Here is a 17,707-nt window from a genome sequence, read left to right as displayed (position 1 = left end):
CGACGCGGGGTGGAGCAGCTCGGTAGCTCGCTGGGCTCATAACCCAGAGGTCGCAGGTTCAAATCCTGTCCCCGCTACTGAAGATGAAGGCCCGGATCCATGGGATCCGGGCCTTCGTCATGTCCGGAGCGGACACGCGGTAGCCGGGGAGGGTGACTTGTGGGTGGAGCGTGTTTGACTTACCCCACTGTGGGCATGTCGACAAAACGCTGTAGTGACCTCACTGGCTGCGACATACCAGGTGTACGCGGGTAGCAGGTGATGCGACGATGGGATTCATGGGGGACAGGTCAACTCTGCTGGAGACAGGGCGGTTTGTGAGGGCGGAGTCCGGGACGGACACAGAGGCCGAGGGGGCGGCTCCGGTCGTCGACGCACAGACCGCACTGACCGATGCGGATCTCGCTGAGGAGATGTTCGCCGAGACCGACGCGGCGAGCGACGCCGAGCTGGAAGCCCGGCACCGGGTGGCCGCCGACAAGGGCGACCCCGGAGCCATGAGCGTGCTCGGTGCGCTGCTGCTGCGCCGCGGCGACCTCGACGGTGCCGAACCCTACCTGCGGGGAGCCACGGGTGAAGGGGACCGCGCCGCCGCGAACAACCTCGGCGTGCTGCTCCACCAGCGGGGATACCCCGAGGACGCGGCCGGTTGGTGGCGCGTCGCCGCCGTCGCCGGATCGGCCCCCGCCGCGCACGCCCTCGGCCGCTACTTCCGTGAGCGCGGGGACGAGCCCGCCGCCGAGTACTGGATGCGGCAGGCGGCCGAGTCCGGCCACGCGCTGGGTGCCTACGGGCTTGCGGACCTGCTGGAGCACCGCGGTGACAACGGTGTCGAGCGGTGGTTCCGCGCTGCCGCCGAACAGGGGCACCGCGAAGCCGCGTACCGACTGGCGAGGCACCTGCGCAAGGGCGACCCCACCGAGGCCGAGCAGTGGTACCGGCAGGCCGCCGCGCGCGGCCACCGGCGGGCCGCCCTGCACCTGGGCGCCCTGCTGGAGGCGCGCGGCGAGCTCAAGGAGGCCGGGCGCTGGTACCTGACCTCCGCCAAGCAGGGGGAGGCGCGTGCGGCGTGCGCGCTCGGCTTCCTGCTGCGCGACGCCGGTGACGAGGAGAGTGCCGCCGTGTGGTGGCACCGGGCGGCGCAGGACGGTGACGGCAACGCCGCCAACGCGCTGGGCGCGCTGCACGCCGCGCGCGGCGAGACCCAGACCGCGGAGCGCTGGTACCGGACCGCCATGGACGCGGGCGATCAAAACGGGGCGTACAACCTTGCTCTGCTGTGCGTTGCACAGGACCGGACCGCACAGGCCGAGCAGTGGTACCGGCGCGCCGCCTACGCCGGTCACCGCGAGGCGGCCAACGCGCTCGCGATCCTGCTGCTCCAGGGCGGGGACGCGGCGGGCGCGGAGCCGTGGTTCTCGAAGGCGGCCGAGGCGGGCAGCGTCGACGCCGCCTTCAACCTCGGCATCCTGTTCGCCAGCCGGGACGAGGACCGGACGGCGCTGAAGTGGTACGAGCGGGCCGCCTCGGCCGGTCACACCGACGCGGCGCTGCAGGTCGGCATCGCGCTGGTGCGGGACGGCGAGGACCGGGCGGCCGAGCGGCACCTGCGCTGCGCGGCGGGCGGCGGCAGCGCGGAGGCGGCGTTCCGCCTGGCCGCGCTGCTGGAGTCGCTGGCCCCGCCGCCGGAGCCGGTGGCCTTGGGCGAGCCCGTGGGCGGCGCCCCGCGCACCGAGAGCGAGGAGTGGTACGAGCGGGCCGCCGAGCTGGGCCACCGCCGGGCCCAGGTGCGGGTCGGCATGCTGGCCGCCGCCCGTGGCGACCTGGCGGCCGCAGCGCGCTGGTACCGGGAGGCGGCCGAAGCCGGCTCCCGCAACGGCGCCTTCAACCTCGGGCTGCTGCTGGCCCGTGAGGGCAACGAGCCGGAGGCCGCCCTGTGGTGGACCCGCGCCGCGGTGGCGGGCCACGGCCGCGCCGCCCTGCGCCTCGGCCTGCTGGCGGCCCGCCACGGGGACCTCGCGGAGGGCCAGAAGTGGTGCGTGCGCGCCATGGAACTGGGCCCGGCCGAGGTCTCGCAGCGCGCGGCCCGACTCCGCGAGGCCCTGGCCGAGGAACTCTCGGCCTAGGGGTGTCTCCTCCGGCTCTCAGCGGTAGAGCCAGGAGGTGGAGCGGGCGTAGACGTGCCGGAAGGCGAGCGGCATCAGCAGGTCGTTGACGCGGCGCTGGACCGTGCCCGGGGTCTTCGAGTCGCGGTTGGTCGCCGCGGCCCGGGTCATCCGGGCCACCCGGGGTCGACGTACGCGGGTGTACTCGGCCAGGGCGCCGGCCACGCCCGGTGCGTCCGCCACGCAGCGCGCCAGGGCCACCGCGTCCTCGATCGCCATCGACGCGCCCTGTCCGGCCCCGACCGGGTGGGCGGCGTCGCCGATCAGTACGGTGCGCCCGTCGTGCCAGACGGGCACGTCCGCCAGCCGGTGCATCGGCAGGGGGCGGTCGACGCGGGTCGCCGCCCGGATCAGGGACAGCGGCAGCTCCTCCTTGCCGTACAGCTCCGCCAGCAGGTCCTGGGTGACCTCCCCCGGGTCCGGCGGCTCCGGCGAGGGCACCTGGGCCGACCACCAGACCGTGCCGTCCGCCGCCGGGACGCAGAGGAACGCCCCGCGCCGGCCGAAGACGAAGTGGTAGGTCCCTGGCGTGAGGCGCACGCCCGCGGAGACCCCCGAGACGCTGTAGAGCCCCGCGTACCGCACCGCCGGCGCCGCCGGGTCCAGCGCCGAGCGGGTGGCGGACCAGATGCCGTCGGCCGCCACCACCAGGTCCGCGTCCAGGTCCGCCGGGACCACCCGCCGCCCCGTCTCGATGCGGGCGCCGGCCCGGACCGCCTCGGCGCGCAGCACCTCCACCAGCCGCCCGCGCAGCAGCGTCGTGCTGTGCAGGCTGTCCGAGGCGAGCCGGCCGCGCGGCACCTCCCCGAGGAGCTTGCCCGAGGAGGACCACATCCGCTGCAGGGCGACCGGGAACCCTGCCGCCTGGACCTCGGCGAGGCAACCCAGCGCGTCCAGCCCCCGCATCCCGTTGACGGCGAGGCTGAGGAACGAGCCCACCTGACCGGCCGGGTCCTCGTACGCCTCGTGGACCGTGACCTCCGCGCCGGTCGCGCGGCGCAGGGCGATCGCGCTCGCCGCTCCGGCGACCCCGCCCCCGATGACTGACACACGCATGACCTACCTCTTTCGCTGAATTTACATTCACTGAACTTCGATTCGGTGAAACTTGGTTCAGTATGATGAGGTCCGGAAGACGGCGTCAAGTGGGAACGGAGATCGCGGTGGGAGTGCGCAAGGAGCGGGCGGCCGGCACGGAGGCGGCGCTCAAGGAGGCGGCGCGGGCCCTCTTCCTGGAGCGCGGCTACGCGCAGACGAAGATCACCGACATCACCAAGGCCGCCGGCCGGTCCACCGGTTCGTTCTACGAGCACTTCGCGGGCAAGGACGAGCTGCTGGACGCGCTGCTCGCGGACATGGGGGCCCAGGTGGACGTCGAGGTCGGCGCCCATGACCACCCCCGCGAGCACGACCTCTCCGACCGGGCGCAGCTGCGGACGCATGTAGCGGTCACCTGGCGGATCTTCCGGGACCATCTGCCCGTCGTGGTCGCCCTCTTCCAGAAGTCCATGGCCGAGCCGCCCGGCTCGGGGCAGGCCTGGGGGCGGCTCCTGGGGGACACCGCGCCGCTGCGCGAGCACCTCGCGTACATGCGCGAACAGGGCCGTGAGCTGCCTGGGGACCCCGAGCTGGTCGCCGCGGCGATGGGGGCGATGATCTCGATGCTGGGGTACGCCGCCATGACCGGCGGGGCCGGGCTCGACGACGACGAGGTGGTCGAGACGCTGACCTCGCTCCTGCACCGCGGGCTGGCCGGTTAACCGATTTGCATCTGCCGTGGGCCTTCACGTAACGTTGGGTTCACCGACGCGGGGTGGAGCAGCTCGGTAGCTCGCTGGGCTCATAACCCAGAGGTCGCAGGTTCAAATCCTGTCCCCGCTACTGAAGGCTCAGGGCCCGGATCCTATGGATCCGGGCCCTGAGTCGTTTCCGGCCGTTTCCGCCTGTACGAAGGCGAACGCAAAGGGCCCGGACCCCCGAGGGGTCCGGGCCCTTTCGTGTGTCTGTGTGTCTGTGCTCAGGCGGTCGCGCAGTTCGGGCAGACCCCGCGGTACGTCACCTCGACGGCCGACACCACGAAGCCGAAGCGTTCCGTGTCGGGCAGGTCGGCCAGCGGGTTGCCCGCCGGGTGCACGTCGCGGATCGCGCCGCACCGGGCGCAGACCAGGTGCTGGTGGGGTCGGTGGGCGTTCGGGTCGTACCGCTTGGCGCGGCGGTCCGTGGAGACCTCCAGCACCTCGCCGAGGCTGACGAGCTCACCCAGGGTGTTGTAGACGGTCGCGCGCGAGATCTCGGGCAGCTTGGCCACCGCGAGCGCGTGCACCTCGTCGGCCGTCAGGTGCACGTGGTCGCCGTCGAGCACCTCGGCCACGACGCGCCGCTGCGCCGTCATGCGCCAGCCACGTCCGCGAAGTCGATCCAGCAGGTCACTCATGGACACCAGCCTAACAGCGAGGGGACTCGGTGTAACTCCCGAATCGATGCGGACTTGGATTCTTACTTGACTTAGACAAAGTCCATCGTAGGATCGGTCACGGCAGACGCCAAGGACAGGACGCAGGGAATGACGCAGGAGGCGCACGTGACGCAGGGACCGCTCACCACGGAGGCCGGAGCGCCGGTCGCCGACAACCAGAACAGCGAGACCGCCGGCCTCGGCGGCCCCGTCCTGGTCCAGGACCAGCTGCTCCTCGAGAAGCTCGCGCACTTCAACCGCGAGCGCATCCCGGAGCGCGTGGTGCACGCCCGCGGCGCCGGCGCGTACGGCACCTTCACGCTCACCCGCGACGTCTCGCAGTGGACCCGGGCGAAGTTCCTGTCCGAGGTCGGCAAGGAGACCGAGACCTTCCTGCGCTTCTCCACCGTCGCGGGCAACCTCGGCAGCGCCGACGCGGTCCGCGACCCCCGCGGCTGGGCGCTGAAGTTCTACACCGAAGAGGGCAACTACGACCTCGTCGGCAACAACACCCCGGTGTTCTTCATCAAGGACGCCATCAAGTTCCCCGACTTCATCCACACCCAGAAGCGCGACCCGTACACGGGCTCGCAGGAGGCGGACAACGTCTGGGACTTCTGGGGTCTGTCGCCCGAGTCGACCCACCAGGTGACCTGGCTGTTCGGTGACCGCGGCATCCCGGCGTCCTACCGCCACATGAACGGCTACGGCTCGCACACGTTCCAGTGGAACAACGAGGCCGGCGAGGTCTTCTGGGTCAAGTACCACTTCAAGACCGACCAGGGCATCAAGAACCTCACCCAGGACGAGGCCAACCGGCTCGCCGGTGAGGACCCCGACTCGCACCAGCGCGATCTGCGCGAGTCCATCGAGCGCGGCGACTTCCCGAGCTGGACCGTGCAGGTCCAGATCATGCCCGCGGCCGAGGCGGCCCAGTACCGCTTCAACCCGTTCGACCTCACCAAGGTGTGGCCGCACGAGGACTACCCGCCGATCGAGATCGGCAAGCTGGAGCTCAACCGCAACCCGGAGAACGTCTTCGCCGAGGTCGAGCAGTCGATCTTCTCCCCGGCGCACTTCGTCCCCGGTATCGGTCCCTCCCCGGACAAGATGCTCCAGGGCCGCCTCTTCGGCTACGGCGACGCCCACCGCTACCGCGTCGGCATCAACGCCGACCACCTGCCGGTGAACCGCCCGCACGCCACCGAGGCGCGCACCAACTCCCGCGACGGCTACCTGTACGACGGCCGTCACAAGGGCGCGAAGAACTACGAGCCGAACAGCTTCGGCGGCCCGCACCAGACGGACCGCCCGCTGTGGCAGCCCATCGAGGTGACCGGTGGCACGGGCAACCACGCCGCCGCCGTCCACAGCGAGGACAACGACTTCGTCCAGGCGGGCAACCTGTACCGCCTGTACTCGGAGGACGAGAAGTCCCGCCTGATCGAGAACCTGTCCGGCTTCATCGCCAAGGTCTCCCGTGACGACATCGTCGAGCGCGCGATCAACAACTTCCGCCAGGCGGACGGTGACTTCGGCAAGCGGCTCGACGCCGCGGTCCAGGCCCTCCGCGGCTGACACGGAGCGCTTGCCGTCGTAGGACGCCGGGCCGCGACCCTCCTCGGAGGGTCGCGGCCCGGCGTCGTTTCACGCGGGGACCGTGCGCCGTACCGGGACCCAGCAACGGATGACGTCCCGTACGGACACGATGCCGACAGGTCCGCCGTGCTCCAGCACGATCAGGTGCCGGAAGCCACCGTGGGCCATCGCCTCGGCCGCTTCCTGCACGGTGGCCTCCGGGGTGCAGAACACGACGTTGTTGGTGGTGTGCGCGCCGACGGACTCCCGGTCCGGGTCGTGGCCCGCGCCGATCGAGTTGAGGATGTCGCGCTCGGTCAGGATGCCGATTCCGCTGTGGTCGGGGTCGAGGACGACGGCCGCGCCGACGCGCCGGCCGGACATCAGGCAGGCCGCCTGTCGGAGGGTGTGCGCGGGTCCGAGGGTGAGGATCACGGTGCTCATGGCGTCACGGACGAGCATGAAGAGAGCCACCTCCTGGGGTGAGTCCCCCCGCCCGGGTGGGTGCGCCGGCGGAGCCGCCTCAAGAGAAACGCTTCACAAGCGCACAAGCGTGGGGAGTATCAGATTCCCACGGACCCGCAGGGCCGACAAGAAGGCGCGTGACGGAGCGCGACGGGCGCTCGGGGCCGTCAGGCGCGCGGGCGCAGCAGCTCCAACATCTCCGCGTGCAGCAGCCCGTTCGAGGCTGCGGCGTTCCCGCCGTGCACCCCGTCCACGCCGTCCAGGCTGGTGAAGCGGCCGCCCGCCTCCTGGACCACGACCGCGATCGCCGCCATGTCCCAGAGGTTGAGCTCCGGCTCCGCGCACAGGTCCAGCGAGCCCTCCGCGACCATCATGTACGGCCAGAAGTCCCCGTAGCCGCGGGTCCGCCAGCACCGCCGGGTCAGGTCCAGGAACCCGGCGAGCCGGCCCTGCTCCTCCCAGCCGCTCAGCGAGGAGTACGCGAACGAGGCGTCGCCCAGCCCGCCCACCTCGGAGACACCGATGGCGGTGGTCCCACCGAGCGCGCCGCCCGCGAAGGCGCCGCCGCCCCTGGTCGCCCACCAGCGGCGGCCCAGCGCGGGCGCGGACACCACGCCGACCACCGGACGGAACTCGCCGTCGGCGTCCTCGGCCATCAGGGAGATCAGGGTCGCCCAGACCGGGACCCCGCGCACGTAGTTCTTCGTACCGTCGATCGGGTCCACCACCCAGCGGCGCGGACCGCTGCCCCGGAGCCCGTACTCCTCGCCCAGGACGGCGTCGCCCGGACGCGCGGCCGTGATACCGGCCCGGATGATCTCCTCGGCCGCCTTGTCCGCCTCGCTCACCGGGGTCATGTCCGGCTTCGTCTCGACCCGCAGGTCGAGGGCGCGGAACCGCTCCATCGTGGCGGCGTCCGCCGCGTCGGCGAGTTCGAGGGCAAGGCGCAGGTCATCGTCATACTCGGGCATGCCCGAACAGTATCGAGACTCCCGGAGCCCGACCAACGCTGTCCACGGTGCGGCCCCCACGCGCCCTTGACAGGATCTGGCGACCCGTCAACTCTGGCCGGGGAGAGCCGAACGGGGAGGCGCGGATGCCGGCAGCCCGGGAGTCCTTGCTGGAGGCGGCGGGAGCGGCGCTCTCGGCGCGCCCCTGGCCACAGGTGCGGATGGTCGACGTGGCCGCCGCGGCCGGGGTGTCCCGGCAGACCCTCTACAACGAGTTCGGCGGCAAGGCGGGCCTGGGCCGCGCCCTGGTCCGCCGCGAGGCCGACCGCTACCTCGACGGGGTGGACCGGCTCCTGTCCGCCCCGGACCGGGCCGCCGAGCGGCTCGCCGCCGTCGCGGAGTGGACCGTACGGGCGGCCCGCGCCCAGCCCCTCGTACGGGCCCTGCTCACCGGCGCCTGGGACGCGGGGCTGCCCGCGGCGGGCCGCCGGGCACCCGGCCCCGGCGAGCTGGCCCGGGCGGTCCGGGACCGGGCCGCCGCCGCGTTGACGCCGGGGGAGGGCCCGCAGCGCTGCGAACTCGCCGTACGCCTGGCCCTGTCCTACGTGATCGCCCCGGGGGAGGAGCCGGGCCCGGGCGAGCTGCGCCGGATGCTCAGTGCGCCGACCCGGACAGCTGGAGCCCGATGACACCCAGGATGACCAGCGAGATCGAGACGAGTTTGAGGGTGGAGACCAGGTCGCCGAGGAAGACCATGCCGTAGATCGCCGTCCCGGCGGCGCCGATGCCCGTCCACACCGCGTACGCCGGCCCCACGTCCAGCTTCTTGAGCGCCAGGGTCAGCAGACCGAAGCTGCCGAGTGCGAAGCAGGCGAAGGCGATGGTCGGCCCGAGCCGGGTGAATCCGTGGGAGAGCTTGAGGCAGACCGCGAAACCGGTCTCCAGGAGTCCGGCGACCACGACCAGCAGCCACGCCATGTCGAATGCCTCCCCGCGTCACGTGACATCGCGTCACTTGGTGCGATTATGCATTTATCCAGACAGAGCCCTCGACAAACGCGGCCGGATCTCCGCCCGACGGTCAGTCGCCCTCGCGGCGTTCGCGCGTCTGCAGCAGTCGGCGCAGCGAATACAGCCGCGCCGGGTCCGCGTGGCCGTCCTCCACCCACTTGTCGAGCGCGCAGTCCTGCTCGTCGTGGCTGCACGCGCGCGGGCACTCCTCGGTCCCCGGCACCAGGTCCGGGAAGGCCAGGATCACCCGGGACGGATCCACGTGGTGCAGGCCGAACGAGCGCACGCCCGGGGTGTCGATGACCCAGCCGTCGCCGCTCGGCAGCGGCAGCGCCAACGCCGAGGTGGTGGTGTGCCGGCCGCGGCCGGTCACCGCGTTGACGTGCCCGGTGGCGCGCTGGCGGCCCTCGGCGACCAACGAGTTCACCAGGGTGGTCTTGCCGACGCCCGAATGTCCGACGAAGGCGGTGATCCGGCCGGTCAGCCGCTCGCGGACGCGGTCGGCCGCGTCGCCCGTGGCCAGTTCCTCGCGGTTGGTCACCACATAGTTCAGGCCGAACGTGGAGTAGATCTCCAGGATCTTGTCCGCCGAGGTCAGGTCCGACTTGGTCAGCACCAGCAGCGGCTCCAGCCCGGCGTCGTACGCCGCCACCAGGCAGCGGTCGATCATCCGGGGCCGCGGCTCCGGATCGGCCAGGGCCGTCACGATGGCCAACTGGTCGGCGTTGGCGACGACCACCCGCTCGTACGGGTCGTCGTCGTCGGCGGTGCGCCGCAGGACGGACTTGCGCTCCTCGATCCGCACGATGCGGGCCAGGGTGTCCTTCTTGCCGGACAGGTCACCGACGATCCAGACCCGGTCGCCGACCACCGCCGCCTTGCGGCCCAGTTCGCGGGCCTTCATCGCGTGCACCGAACGGCCCTCGACCAGACAGGTCAGCCGGCCGCGGTCCACCGTGAGGACGAAGCCCTCGGCGGCATCCTCGTGCTTGGGGCGGATGCTGGTCCGAGGCCGGTTGCCCTTGGGGTTCGGGCGCTGGCGGATGTCGTCCTCGTCGGTGTGCTTGCCGTACCTGCGCATGACGGGCCCTACGCTCCCGCTCCCGTACCCGCACCGGGCGCCCCGGAGCCGTCCACGTCCCCGGCGAGCATGTCCGTCCACATCTTCGGGAAGTCCGGCAGGGTCTTCGCGGTCGTCGCCACGTTCTCGATCTGCACACCCTCGACCGCCAGGCCGATCACCGCGCCCGCGGTGGCCATCCGGTGGTCGTCGTACGTGTGGAACACGCCGCCGTGCATCCGGCGCGGCCGGATGCGCAGACCGTCGGCGGTCTCCGTGACATCGCCGCCGAGCCCGTTGATCTCCTTGGTCAGCGCGGCCAGCCGGTCCGTCTCGTGCAGCCGCAGGTGCGCGACACCGCGCAGCACCGATTCGGAGTCGGCCAGGGCCGCCACCGCCGCGATGCCCGGGGTGAGCTCGCCGACCTCGCTCAGGTCCACGTCGATCCCGTGGATCTTGCCGGTGCCGGTGAAGACCAGGCCCGCGTCGGTCAGCTCGCAGGAGCCGCCCATCTCGGTGAAGATCCGGCGCAGCGCGTCGCCCGGCTGCGTGGTGCGGCGCGGCCAGTCCGGGACGGTGACCGTGCCGCCGGTGATCAGGGCGGCGGCCAGGAAGGGCTGCGCGTTCGAGAGGTCCGGCTCCACGATCATGTCGCGGCCCAGCAGCGCGCCGGGGGTGACCCGCCACACGTCCTTCTCGCCCCCGGCCTCGGGGGTGTCGACCTGGGCGCCCGCGGCGCGCAGCATCTCCACGGTCATCCGGATGTGCGGCATCGACGGGAGGTTGCCACCCACGTGCCGGACCTCGACGCCCTGGTTGAAGCGCGGGGCGGAGAGCAGCAGCGCGGAGACGAACTGCGAGGAGTTGCCGGCGTCGATCTCGACCGTGCCGCCCTCCAGGGCCCCGCCGCCCAGCACGGTCATGGGCAGCGCGCCCCGGCCGTCGTCGTCGATCCGGGCGCCGAGGGTGCGCAGGGCGCTGATGACCTGGCCCAGCGGCCGCTCGTAGGAACGCGGGTCACCGTCGAAGCGGATGTCGCCGTCGGCGAGGGTGGCCACGGGCGGCAGGAAGCGCATGACGGTGCCGGCGTTGCCGACGTCCACGGTCGTCGGGCCGTGCAGGGCCGCCGGGATGACCCGCCAGGCCTCGCCGCTCGCGCCGGCACCGGCGGAGCTGGACGAGACGGTCTCCTCGATGCCGACGCCCATCGCGCGCAGCGCGTCGGCCATCAGCTGGGAGTCGCGCGAGCGCAGCGGGCGGCGCACCCAGCCGGGCTCCGCGGCGAGCGCGGCGAGCACGAGGGCCCGGTTGGTGACCGATTTGGATCCCGGCACCGCGACGGTGGCGTGGACCGTCCCATCGGCGAGCGGAGCGGGCCAGAGGGCAGGGAGCGCGGGGGTCTCGGTCATGGCCACCACTTTAGTGGCTTCCCCCGACCCCAGATCTTGATCCGGGCCCCGTCTCAGGGAGCGGTCACAGGGCGAGCAGCCAGCGGGCGCCGCCGATCAGCGAGCACAGCGCGACGACGTGGAAGAAGAGCAGCCACACCACCGGGTGCAGGTGGGTGAGCCGGCCGAGCTGGTCGGCGTCGGAATCGGGTGCCGCGCCGCCCCGCCGCTTGGCCCCCAGCTCGAAGACCGGCCGGACCCCGCCGAACAGCAGGAACCACACCACCAGGTAGGCGAAACCGGCCTGCACCTCGGCCGGGGTCAGCCAGGACACCAGCAGGAAGGTGCCGCCGGTCAGTACCACCGTCAGCGCCCCGTACGCGTTCCGGATCATCACCAGCATCACCAGCAGCAGGGCGGTGGCCGCCCACAGCAGCAGCGTGATCCGGTGCGCGGACAGCAGCGCCGCCCCGCCCAGCCCGAGCAGCGAGGGCGCCGTGTAACCGCCCGCGGCGGTCAGGATCATTCCCAGCCCGGTCGGCCGGCCCCGGCTGACGGTGACCCCGCTGGTGTCGGAGTGCAGCCGTATCCCGCTCAGGCGTCGACCGGTCAGCAGCGCCAGCAGCCCGTGCCCGCCCTCGTGCGCGATGGTGATCGCGTTGCGTGACAGCCGCCACACCGGGCGGGGCCCCACCGCGGCCAGCGCGACCAGCCCCGTCGTGATCACCAGCCACAGGTCGGGCGTGGTCTGTATGCCCGTGAGCCGGTCCCACAGACCGGCCGTCGTGCTGCTGTCCATAAGGTGGCGGACTCCTTGCGGTGAGGTGCGGTTGGCATGGCAGTGTGACAGCCATGTGCGGACGGTATGCGGCGAGTCGTAGGCCCGAGGACCTCGTGGAGGCCTTCGGCATCGAGAAATGGGAGCCGGAGGAGGCCCTGGCCCCCGACTTCAACGTGGCGCCGACGAAAGAGGTCCACGTGGTCCTCGACCGTCCCCTCAAAGACGCCTCGCACCCACGTCCGGTTCGCCAGCTGCGCGTCCTGAAATGGGGACTGGTCCCCTCCTGGGCCCAGAACCCCGACGGCGCCGCCCGGATGATCAACGCCCGGTCGGAGACCCTGCACGAGAAGCCGTCCTTCCGCCGGCCCTTCGCGCAGCGCCGCTGCATCGTCCCCGCCGACGGCTACTACGAGTGGGTCACCGCCCACGACGAGCGGCAGCTGGAGGTGGAGGGCAAGAAGAAGCGGGCCCGCAAGCAGCCCTACTTCGTGCTCCCCTCCGACGGCTCCGTCTTCGCCATGGCCGGGATATACGAGTTCTGGCGCGACCGGACCCTGCCCGACGAGCACCCGCTCTCCTGGTGGGTCACCTGCTCGGTGATCACCACGGAGGCCGAGACCGGTCCCCTGGGCGTGGCCCCCGCCGATGGGCCGCGCTCGCTCGCCGACATCCACCCGCGGATGCCGCTGATGCTGACGCCGGACCGCTGGGACGCCTGGCTGGACCCGGCGAACTCCGACACCGAGGGCTCGCTGCGCGAGCTGCTCGCCCCGCCGCCCGGCGGGCTGATGCGGGCCTACCCGGTGTCCACCGCCGTGAGCAGCGTGCGCAACAACGGCCCGGAGCTGCTGACGGAGTTGGCCGCGCCGGAGGAGGGCACCCTCTTCTGAGCCGGGCAGGATGGGACGCATGACCCCGCGTACCCAGAGCGTCGACACCCCGGCGGGCGAGGCCCGCATCACCTGGCACCGCGCGCCGGAGCCGCGACTCGTGCTCGCCGTGAGCCACGGCGCCGGCGGCGGCATCGAGGCCCGCGACCTCCAGGCCCTGGCCGCCGCCCTGCCCGCCCGCGGGATCACGGTGGCTCTCGTGGAACAGCCCTGGCGGGTCGCCGGGAAGAAGGTCGCCGCCGCGCCCAAGGTGCTGGACGAGGGATGGCGCGGGCTGTGGCCCGCGCTCGCGGAGCCCGGGCTGCCGGTGGTGGCGGGCGGGCGCAGCGCCGGGGCCCGGGTGGCCTGCCGGACCGCCGCCGAGCTGGGGGCCGCCGGGGTGCTGGCGCTGGCCTTCCCGCTGCACCCGCCGGGTCGGCCGGAGAAGTCGCGCGCCCCGGAGCTGACCGGGGCCGGCCGCCCCACCCTCGTGGTCCAGGGCGACCGGGACCCCTTCGGGCGGCCCGCGGAATTCCCGCCGCCGGGCGCGCCGGATCCGTACGAGCTCGTGGAGGTGGCGCACGCCGATCACGGCTTCGCGGTGCCGAAGAAGGCCGACACCACCCAGGAGGAAGCACTCCTGACGATCACCGAGGCGGTGGGGGAGTGGCTCGGACGGCTCCCCGGCTGAGGCCCGCGGGCCGCGTCACGGCGCACGCCGAAAACCCGTTCGGCGCCCGGGAATGTGCCGCCCGCTCCTTCTGTTGTCTCGGATGTCGGAACGTACGGGAACTCGTCGGAGGAGAGGGAGCGCATGACCCAGGTCATCAGCCAGAACCGTCGGCAGGCCGCTGACCTGGACTGGACCGTGCTGCCGGCGCCCAAGCGCAGCTCGCTTCGGGCGGCGGAGGGCCGGGAAGGTCGACTATTCTCCGATTCGAGCGGATCCGCTTTCGGAGCCGCCACGCTGTCGGAGGAGGTGGGTCCTGTCGCTGGGACCGACGAAGGCCACGCGGAGGAGACGACCCTGGAGCGCAACGCGCGCTTCGAACGGGACGCCCTCGGCTACCTCGACCAGATGTACTCGGCCGCGCTGCGCATGACGCGCAATCCGGCCGACGCCGAGGACCTGGTCCAGGAGACGTACGCGAAGGCGTACGCGTCCTTCCACCAGTTCCGCGAGGGCACCAACCTGAAGGCGTGGCTGTACCGCATCCTGACCAACACCTTCATCAACTCCTACCGCAAGAAGCAGCGTGAGCCCCAGCGCAGCGCCGCGGAGGAGATCGAGGACTGGCAGCTGGCACGCGCCGAGTCGCACATGTCGACCGGGCTGCGCTCCGCCGAGTCGCAGGCGCTCGACCACCTGCCGGATTCCGACGTGAAGGAAGCCCTGCAGGCCATTCCGGAAGAGTTCCGCATCGCGGTCTACCTTGCCGACGTAGAGGGCTTTGCGTACAAGGAGATCGCGGACATCATGGGTACACCCATCGGTACGGTCATGTCGCGACTGCACCGTGGCCGCCGTCAACTCCGCGGAATGCTGGAGGACTATGCCCGTGAGCGCGGGCTGGTTCCCGCGGGCGCGGGAGAGTCGAACGACCGGAAAGGCTCGGGCTCATGAGCTGCGGAGAGCCGCACGAGACAGAGTGCTCCGAGGTCCTGGATCACCTGTACGAGTTCCTCGACCAGGAGATGCCGGACAGTGACTGCACGAAGTTCGAGACGCATTTCGGCGAGTGCAATCCCTGCCTGGAGAAGTACGGCCTGGAACAGGCCGTGAAGAAGCTGGTCAAGCGTTGCTGCGGGTCGGACGACGTGCCGACCGACCTGCGGTCGAAGGTGATGGGCCGGATCGAACTGATCAGGTCCGGTCAGGCGGTGCCCGACCACGATGTCACCGCCGACAATCCCGCTCCCGGCTGACCCCGCGGCCGACCGGTCGGCCGTTTGAACAGCCGCCCTCGGATCAGCACTTCCTTCACCCGAATGTGCTAATCCGGGGGCGTCCGCATGGCCCAATGCGGAAATATGGCCCGCCTTGCTCGGGGCCCCACCTATTCTCCCCATTCCGTGCTGGTTCGATTCGGCGAACGGTGTGCACGGCACAGGGGAGGAGAGCGCCATGCGGGCACTTCCGCCGGCGGCGCGCGGCTACATCCTGTGCGTCGTCCTCGCGGCCACCGCGTGCGTCACCCCCGCCCTCGCGGATTCCGCTACGCCGTGGACGACCGTCGTCCTGCTCGCCGCCCTCTACCTCGGCTGTGAACTCGTCAAGGTCTGCCCGCTGCTGGGCGGCCGGGTGCCCGAGGGCATCGGCTCCTTCTTCCCCGTGGTGCTCGCCGCCGTCCTCCTGCTGCCACCCGCCGCCGCCGCGCTCGTCGCGCTGCCCGGGGGACTCGCGGGGACCGTCGGCGGGCGGCCCGCCGGCGTACGCCGCGTGTGGCACGGCGCCCAGCAGGCGACGGCCGCCTGGGTCGCGGGCCGGGCCTACGGGCTCCTGCACGGTCCGGCCACCCTCGGCGGCGCGCCCGCCACCGGATCCGGGACGTCCGCGGGACCGGCCGACTTCCCCTCCGCGCTGCTCCCCGCGACGGCCGCCGCCGTCGCCTTCTGCCTGGTGCTCACCGCCCTCGACAGCGGCATCCTGGCCGCCGCCGAACGCCGACCGGCCGCCACCGCCTGGCGCGGGTCGGTGGTCTCCTCCCTCGCCCCGCACTGCGTCCACGGCCTCGCCGGGCTGATGATGGCCGTCATGTGGCGCAGCCCCTACGGGCCCCCGGCCGCCCTGCTCGTCCTGCTGCCGATGTACATCTCCTGCTGGGTCTTCGCCCAGTACCACCGCGAGCGCGCCGCCCACCAGGCCACCATCCGTGCCCTCGTCCAGGCCGTCGACATCAAGGACCGCTACACCCGCGGCCACAGCGAACGGGTCGGGCAGGCCTCCACGATGATCGCCCGGGAGCTGGGCATGACCGAGGACCGGCTGGAGACCGTGCGCATCGCCGGGATCCTGCACGACGTCGGCAAACTCGGCGTCCCCACCCGGCTGCTGCGCAAGGACGGGCCGCTCACCCCCGAGGAGCGCCGGATCATCGAGCTGCACCCCGAGTACGGGCACGAGATGGTGCGCGGCATCGGCTTCCTCGGCGAGGCCCGGTCCGCGATCCTGCACCACCACGAGCGGGTCGACGGCTCCGGCTATCCCTACGGACTCACCGGCGAGCAGATCCCGGTACTGGCCCGGGTGGTGGCGGTGGCCGACGCCTTCGACGCCATGACCTCGACCCGCTCGTACAGCCGGGCCCGGCCGGTGCCCGTCGCCCTCGCGGAGCTGGAACGGTGCGCGGGGGCGCAGTTCGACCCGTCGATGGTGCGGGCGCTGGTCGACGCGATCGGCCGGACCGGCTGGCACCCGGTGGTGACCTCGGACGAGGACCTCCAGGTGATCCCGGCCGGTGCCGCCACCCCGGGGATGCCGGGGCCCGCCGCGCGGCCGTCGGCCCTGGCCGGGATGCCGGAGCAGGGCTCCCGTCCGGCCGCACCGGCTCCGCCGCCCGGCAGGGTCCCCGCGGTTCCCGGGCCGGCCGGCGGGTCCGGTGGGTCCGGCGGGTCCGGCCCGGACGCGGACGGCACCGGGGCCGGCGGTATCGGGGCGGACGGATGAGGGCCCCGGCAGCCTGGACCGTGCGCGGGGCCGCCGGAGTGCTCACCGGCGCCGCGCTCGGCCACACCCTGTGGCACGGCGTCGCCGAGCCCGGCGCCGCCCTGGCCTTCGCCACCCTGATCACCGTCGGGGAGCTCGCCCGCAGGGACCTCCTCGGCCGTCACCCCGCACCGCTCGGCTCCGCCGGAGCCCTCGCCTACGCCCTGCTCGGCCAGAAGGCCGGCCTGCCCACCCACCACGGGGTGCTGCAGACCGTCGCGGTGGTCGTCGCCGCCGTCCTCGCCGGGATCGTCCCGCACATCGCCCGCGGCCGGGGTCCCGCCCTCGACCACCTGTCCCGTCGGGTGCTCACCGTCGCCTTCGCCGCCGCCTGTTTCCAGCCGCTCTACAACTCGGGCCGGCTGGAGCAGTGGGTGGGCCAGGGCCCGTACCTCGTCGGCTTCCTGCTCTTCCTGCTCGGCCTCACCGCCCTGTGCGACGCCGTGCTCGCCGCCGCGCTCACCGGAGCCCGGACCGGCCGGCCGTACGGGCCGGTGCTGCGCGACGAACTGCGCGCCCAGCTCGGCGTCGGCTCGGCGATCTGCGCCACCGGGGTCGTGATGGCGCTCGGCACGGCCGTCGCGGGCCTGTGGGCCCTACCCGTCTTCAGCGTGCCCCTGCTGCTGACCCAGCTGTCCTTCCACCGGATCACCGCGATCCGCACCACCTACCGCCAGACCATCACCTCCCTGGCCCGCGCCACCGAGATCGCCGGCTGCACCCGCCCGGGCCACTCCCGCCGGGTGGCCGCCCTGAGCTGCGCCGTCGGCCGGGAGCTGGGCCTGTCGGAGCGGGAGCTCACGGTGCTGGAGTACGCCGCCCTGATGCACGACATCGGGCAGCTCTCCCTCGTCGACCCGGTCCCGGACGGGGCCACGGCCGGGCTGCCGGGCGCCGAGGCCCGGCGCATCGCCGAGCTGGGCGGGGAGGTGGCCCGGCAGACCGGAGTGCCCGCCGAGGTCGCCGTGGTGGTGGAGCGGCAGGCGGATCCGTACCGGGATCAGCCCACGGCGGCCCGGATCGTGCGTACGGTGAATGCGTACGACGATCTGGTCGGCGGGAGCCGTCACCCGGGTGGCTCACTGGCCGCCCTGGAGCGGCTCCGCCTGGGCACCGGGCATGATTACCAGCCGGAGGTCGTGGAGTGCCTGGCAAGGGTTCTGGCCAGGGGCGGGCGTGGCAGAGTGGTGCCCGTCCCACCGGGGTAACCCATGGGTAATGAGCGGCCGTCCGAGTGGGCATGGTTGGATGCCAGTAAGAGGGACCGTAGGAGTGTCCG

The 17,707-nt window shown here is 72.6% G+C and carries 18 protein-coding genes and 2 tRNA genes; 12 read left to right on the top strand and 8 right to left on the bottom strand.

Going from position 1 to position 17,707, the window contains the following annotated elements; genetic code table 11:
- The first annotated feature begins 3 nt into the window (after positions 1-3).
- A tRNA-Met gene (locus ACGFYY_RS01870) sits at positions 4-77 on the top strand.
- 336 nt (positions 78-413) lie between these two features.
- The gene (locus tag ACGFYY_RS01865; protein WP_393706830.1) at positions 414-2,126 is read left to right on the top strand and encodes a tetratricopeptide repeat protein; all 1,713 of its coding nucleotides are present in this window, start codon (positions 414-416) and stop codon (positions 2,124-2,126) included.
- 18 nt (positions 2,127-2,144) lie between these two features.
- Here the strand turns inward: ACGFYY_RS01865 and ACGFYY_RS01860 are convergent, their stop codons facing one another.
- Positions 2,145-3,221 (bottom strand): FAD-dependent monooxygenase, encoded by a 1,077-nt coding sequence (locus ACGFYY_RS01860; RefSeq protein WP_393706580.1) that lies wholly within the window; start codon positions 3,219-3,221, stop codon positions 2,145-2,147.
- 107 nt (positions 3,222-3,328) lie between these two features.
- On the opposite strand from ACGFYY_RS01860, the gene ACGFYY_RS01855 reads away from it, so the two are divergent.
- Positions 3,329-3,925 (top strand): TetR/AcrR family transcriptional regulator, encoded by a 597-nt coding sequence (locus ACGFYY_RS01855; RefSeq protein ID WP_393706579.1) that lies wholly within the window; start codon positions 3,329-3,331, stop codon positions 3,923-3,925.
- 47 nt (positions 3,926-3,972) lie between these two features.
- Positions 3,973-4,046 (top strand) — tRNA-Met (locus ACGFYY_RS01850).
- Positions 4,047-4,182: 136 nt separating this feature from the next.
- Here the strand turns inward: ACGFYY_RS01850 and ACGFYY_RS01845 are convergent.
- Positions 4,183-4,599, bottom strand: a complete 417-nt coding sequence (locus ACGFYY_RS01845) for a Fur family transcriptional regulator (protein WP_393706578.1) — start codon at positions 4,597-4,599, stop codon at positions 4,183-4,185.
- Positions 4,600-4,728: 129 nt separating this feature from the next.
- On the opposite strand from ACGFYY_RS01845, the gene ACGFYY_RS01840 reads away from it, so the two are divergent.
- The gene (locus ACGFYY_RS01840) at positions 4,729-6,198 is read left to right on the top strand and encodes a catalase (RefSeq protein ID WP_393706577.1); all 1,470 of its coding nucleotides are present in this window, start codon (positions 4,729-4,731) and stop codon (positions 6,196-6,198) included.
- A gap of 69 nt (positions 6,199-6,267) precedes the next feature.
- Here ACGFYY_RS01840 and ACGFYY_RS01835 read toward each other — a convergent pair whose 3' ends face one another.
- Both ACGFYY_RS01835 and hisN read right to left on the bottom strand, forming a co-directional pair.
- Complete coding sequence (locus ACGFYY_RS01835) at positions 6,268-6,660, bottom strand: CBS domain-containing protein (RefSeq protein ID WP_365266708.1); 393 nt, start codon at positions 6,658-6,660, stop codon at positions 6,268-6,270.
- Positions 6,661-6,830: 170 nt separating this feature from the next.
- On the bottom strand, positions 6,831-7,634 hold the full coding sequence (gene hisN, locus ACGFYY_RS01830; protein WP_365266706.1) for a histidinol-phosphatase: 804 nt from the start codon (positions 7,632-7,634) through the stop codon (positions 6,831-6,833).
- Between the two features lie 125 nt (positions 7,635-7,759).
- On the opposite strand from hisN, the gene ACGFYY_RS01825 reads away from it, so the two are divergent.
- Positions 7,760-8,302: a TetR/AcrR family transcriptional regulator gene (locus tag ACGFYY_RS01825; protein ID WP_393706576.1), complete on the top strand. Its 543-nt coding sequence runs from the start codon at positions 7,760-7,762 to the stop codon at positions 8,300-8,302.
- On the opposite strand, the gene ACGFYY_RS01820 is transcribed toward ACGFYY_RS01825, so the two are convergent.
- The 4 genes from ACGFYY_RS01820 to ACGFYY_RS01805 all read right to left on the bottom strand — a co-directional run bounded on the left by ACGFYY_RS01820 (position 8,268) and on the right by ACGFYY_RS01805 (position 11,871).
- Entirely contained in the window at positions 8,268-8,591 is a 324-nt protein-coding gene (locus tag ACGFYY_RS01820; protein WP_030711657.1) for a multidrug efflux SMR transporter, read from the bottom strand. The genes ACGFYY_RS01825 and ACGFYY_RS01820 overlap by 35 nt on opposite strands.
- A 103-nt stretch (positions 8,592-8,694) precedes the next feature.
- On the bottom strand, positions 8,695-9,705 hold the full coding sequence (rsgA, locus tag ACGFYY_RS01815) for a ribosome small subunit-dependent GTPase A (protein WP_365266701.1): 1,011 nt from the start codon (positions 9,703-9,705) through the stop codon (positions 8,695-8,697).
- Positions 9,706-9,713: 8 nt separating this feature from the next.
- Positions 9,714-11,093, bottom strand: a complete 1,380-nt coding sequence (gene aroA / locus ACGFYY_RS01810) for a 3-phosphoshikimate 1-carboxyvinyltransferase (RefSeq protein WP_365266699.1) — start codon at positions 11,091-11,093, stop codon at positions 9,714-9,716.
- A 64-nt stretch (positions 11,094-11,157) separates the two neighbouring features.
- Entirely contained in the window at positions 11,158-11,871 is a 714-nt protein-coding gene (locus ACGFYY_RS01805; protein ID WP_365266698.1) for a M50 family metallopeptidase, read from the bottom strand.
- A 53-nt stretch (positions 11,872-11,924) separates the two neighbouring features.
- On the opposite strand from ACGFYY_RS01805, the gene ACGFYY_RS01800 reads away from it, so the two are divergent.
- The 6 genes from ACGFYY_RS01800 (at position 11,925) to ACGFYY_RS01775 (ending at position 17,636) form a co-directional block, all read left to right on the top strand.
- Positions 11,925-12,743, top strand: a complete 819-nt coding sequence (locus tag ACGFYY_RS01800) for an SOS response-associated peptidase (RefSeq protein WP_365266696.1) — start codon at positions 11,925-11,927, stop codon at positions 12,741-12,743.
- Between the two features lie 19 nt (positions 12,744-12,762).
- Positions 12,763-13,413: an alpha/beta family hydrolase gene (locus ACGFYY_RS01795; protein WP_365266694.1), complete on the top strand. Its 651-nt coding sequence runs from the start codon at positions 12,763-12,765 to the stop codon at positions 13,411-13,413.
- 288 nt (positions 13,414-13,701) lie between these two features.
- Positions 13,702-14,346 carry a sigma-70 family RNA polymerase sigma factor gene (locus ACGFYY_RS01790; protein ID WP_030385954.1) on the top strand — a complete coding sequence of 215 codons (645 nt, stop codon included), beginning with the start codon at positions 13,702-13,704 and terminating at the stop codon, positions 14,344-14,346.
- Entirely contained in the window at positions 14,343-14,648 is a 306-nt protein-coding gene (rsrA, locus tag ACGFYY_RS01785) for a mycothiol system anti-sigma-R factor (RefSeq protein ID WP_030012982.1), read from the top strand. The genes ACGFYY_RS01790 and rsrA overlap by 4 nt, the downstream gene beginning before the upstream one ends.
- Positions 14,649-14,847: 199 nt before the next feature.
- Positions 14,848-16,389 carry an HD-GYP domain-containing protein gene (locus tag ACGFYY_RS01780; RefSeq protein ID WP_393706575.1) on the top strand — a complete coding sequence of 514 codons (1,542 nt, stop codon included), beginning with the start codon at positions 14,848-14,850 and terminating at the stop codon, positions 16,387-16,389.
- A complete protein-coding gene (locus tag ACGFYY_RS01775) occupies positions 16,386-17,636 on the top strand; it encodes an HD domain-containing protein (RefSeq protein WP_365266690.1) in 1,251 nt (416 codons plus the stop codon). Before ACGFYY_RS01780 ends, ACGFYY_RS01775 begins: the two co-directional genes overlap by 4 nt.
- Positions 17,637-17,707 lie beyond the last annotated feature (71 nt).

The sequence above is a fragment of the Streptomyces sp. NPDC048331 genome, from assembly GCF_043201215.1.
GTDB lineage: Bacteria > Actinomycetota > Actinomycetes > Streptomycetales > Streptomycetaceae > Streptomyces.
The sequence above is the reverse complement of the archived record's forward strand: the minus strand, read 5'-3'. Positions and strand labels throughout refer to the sequence as shown.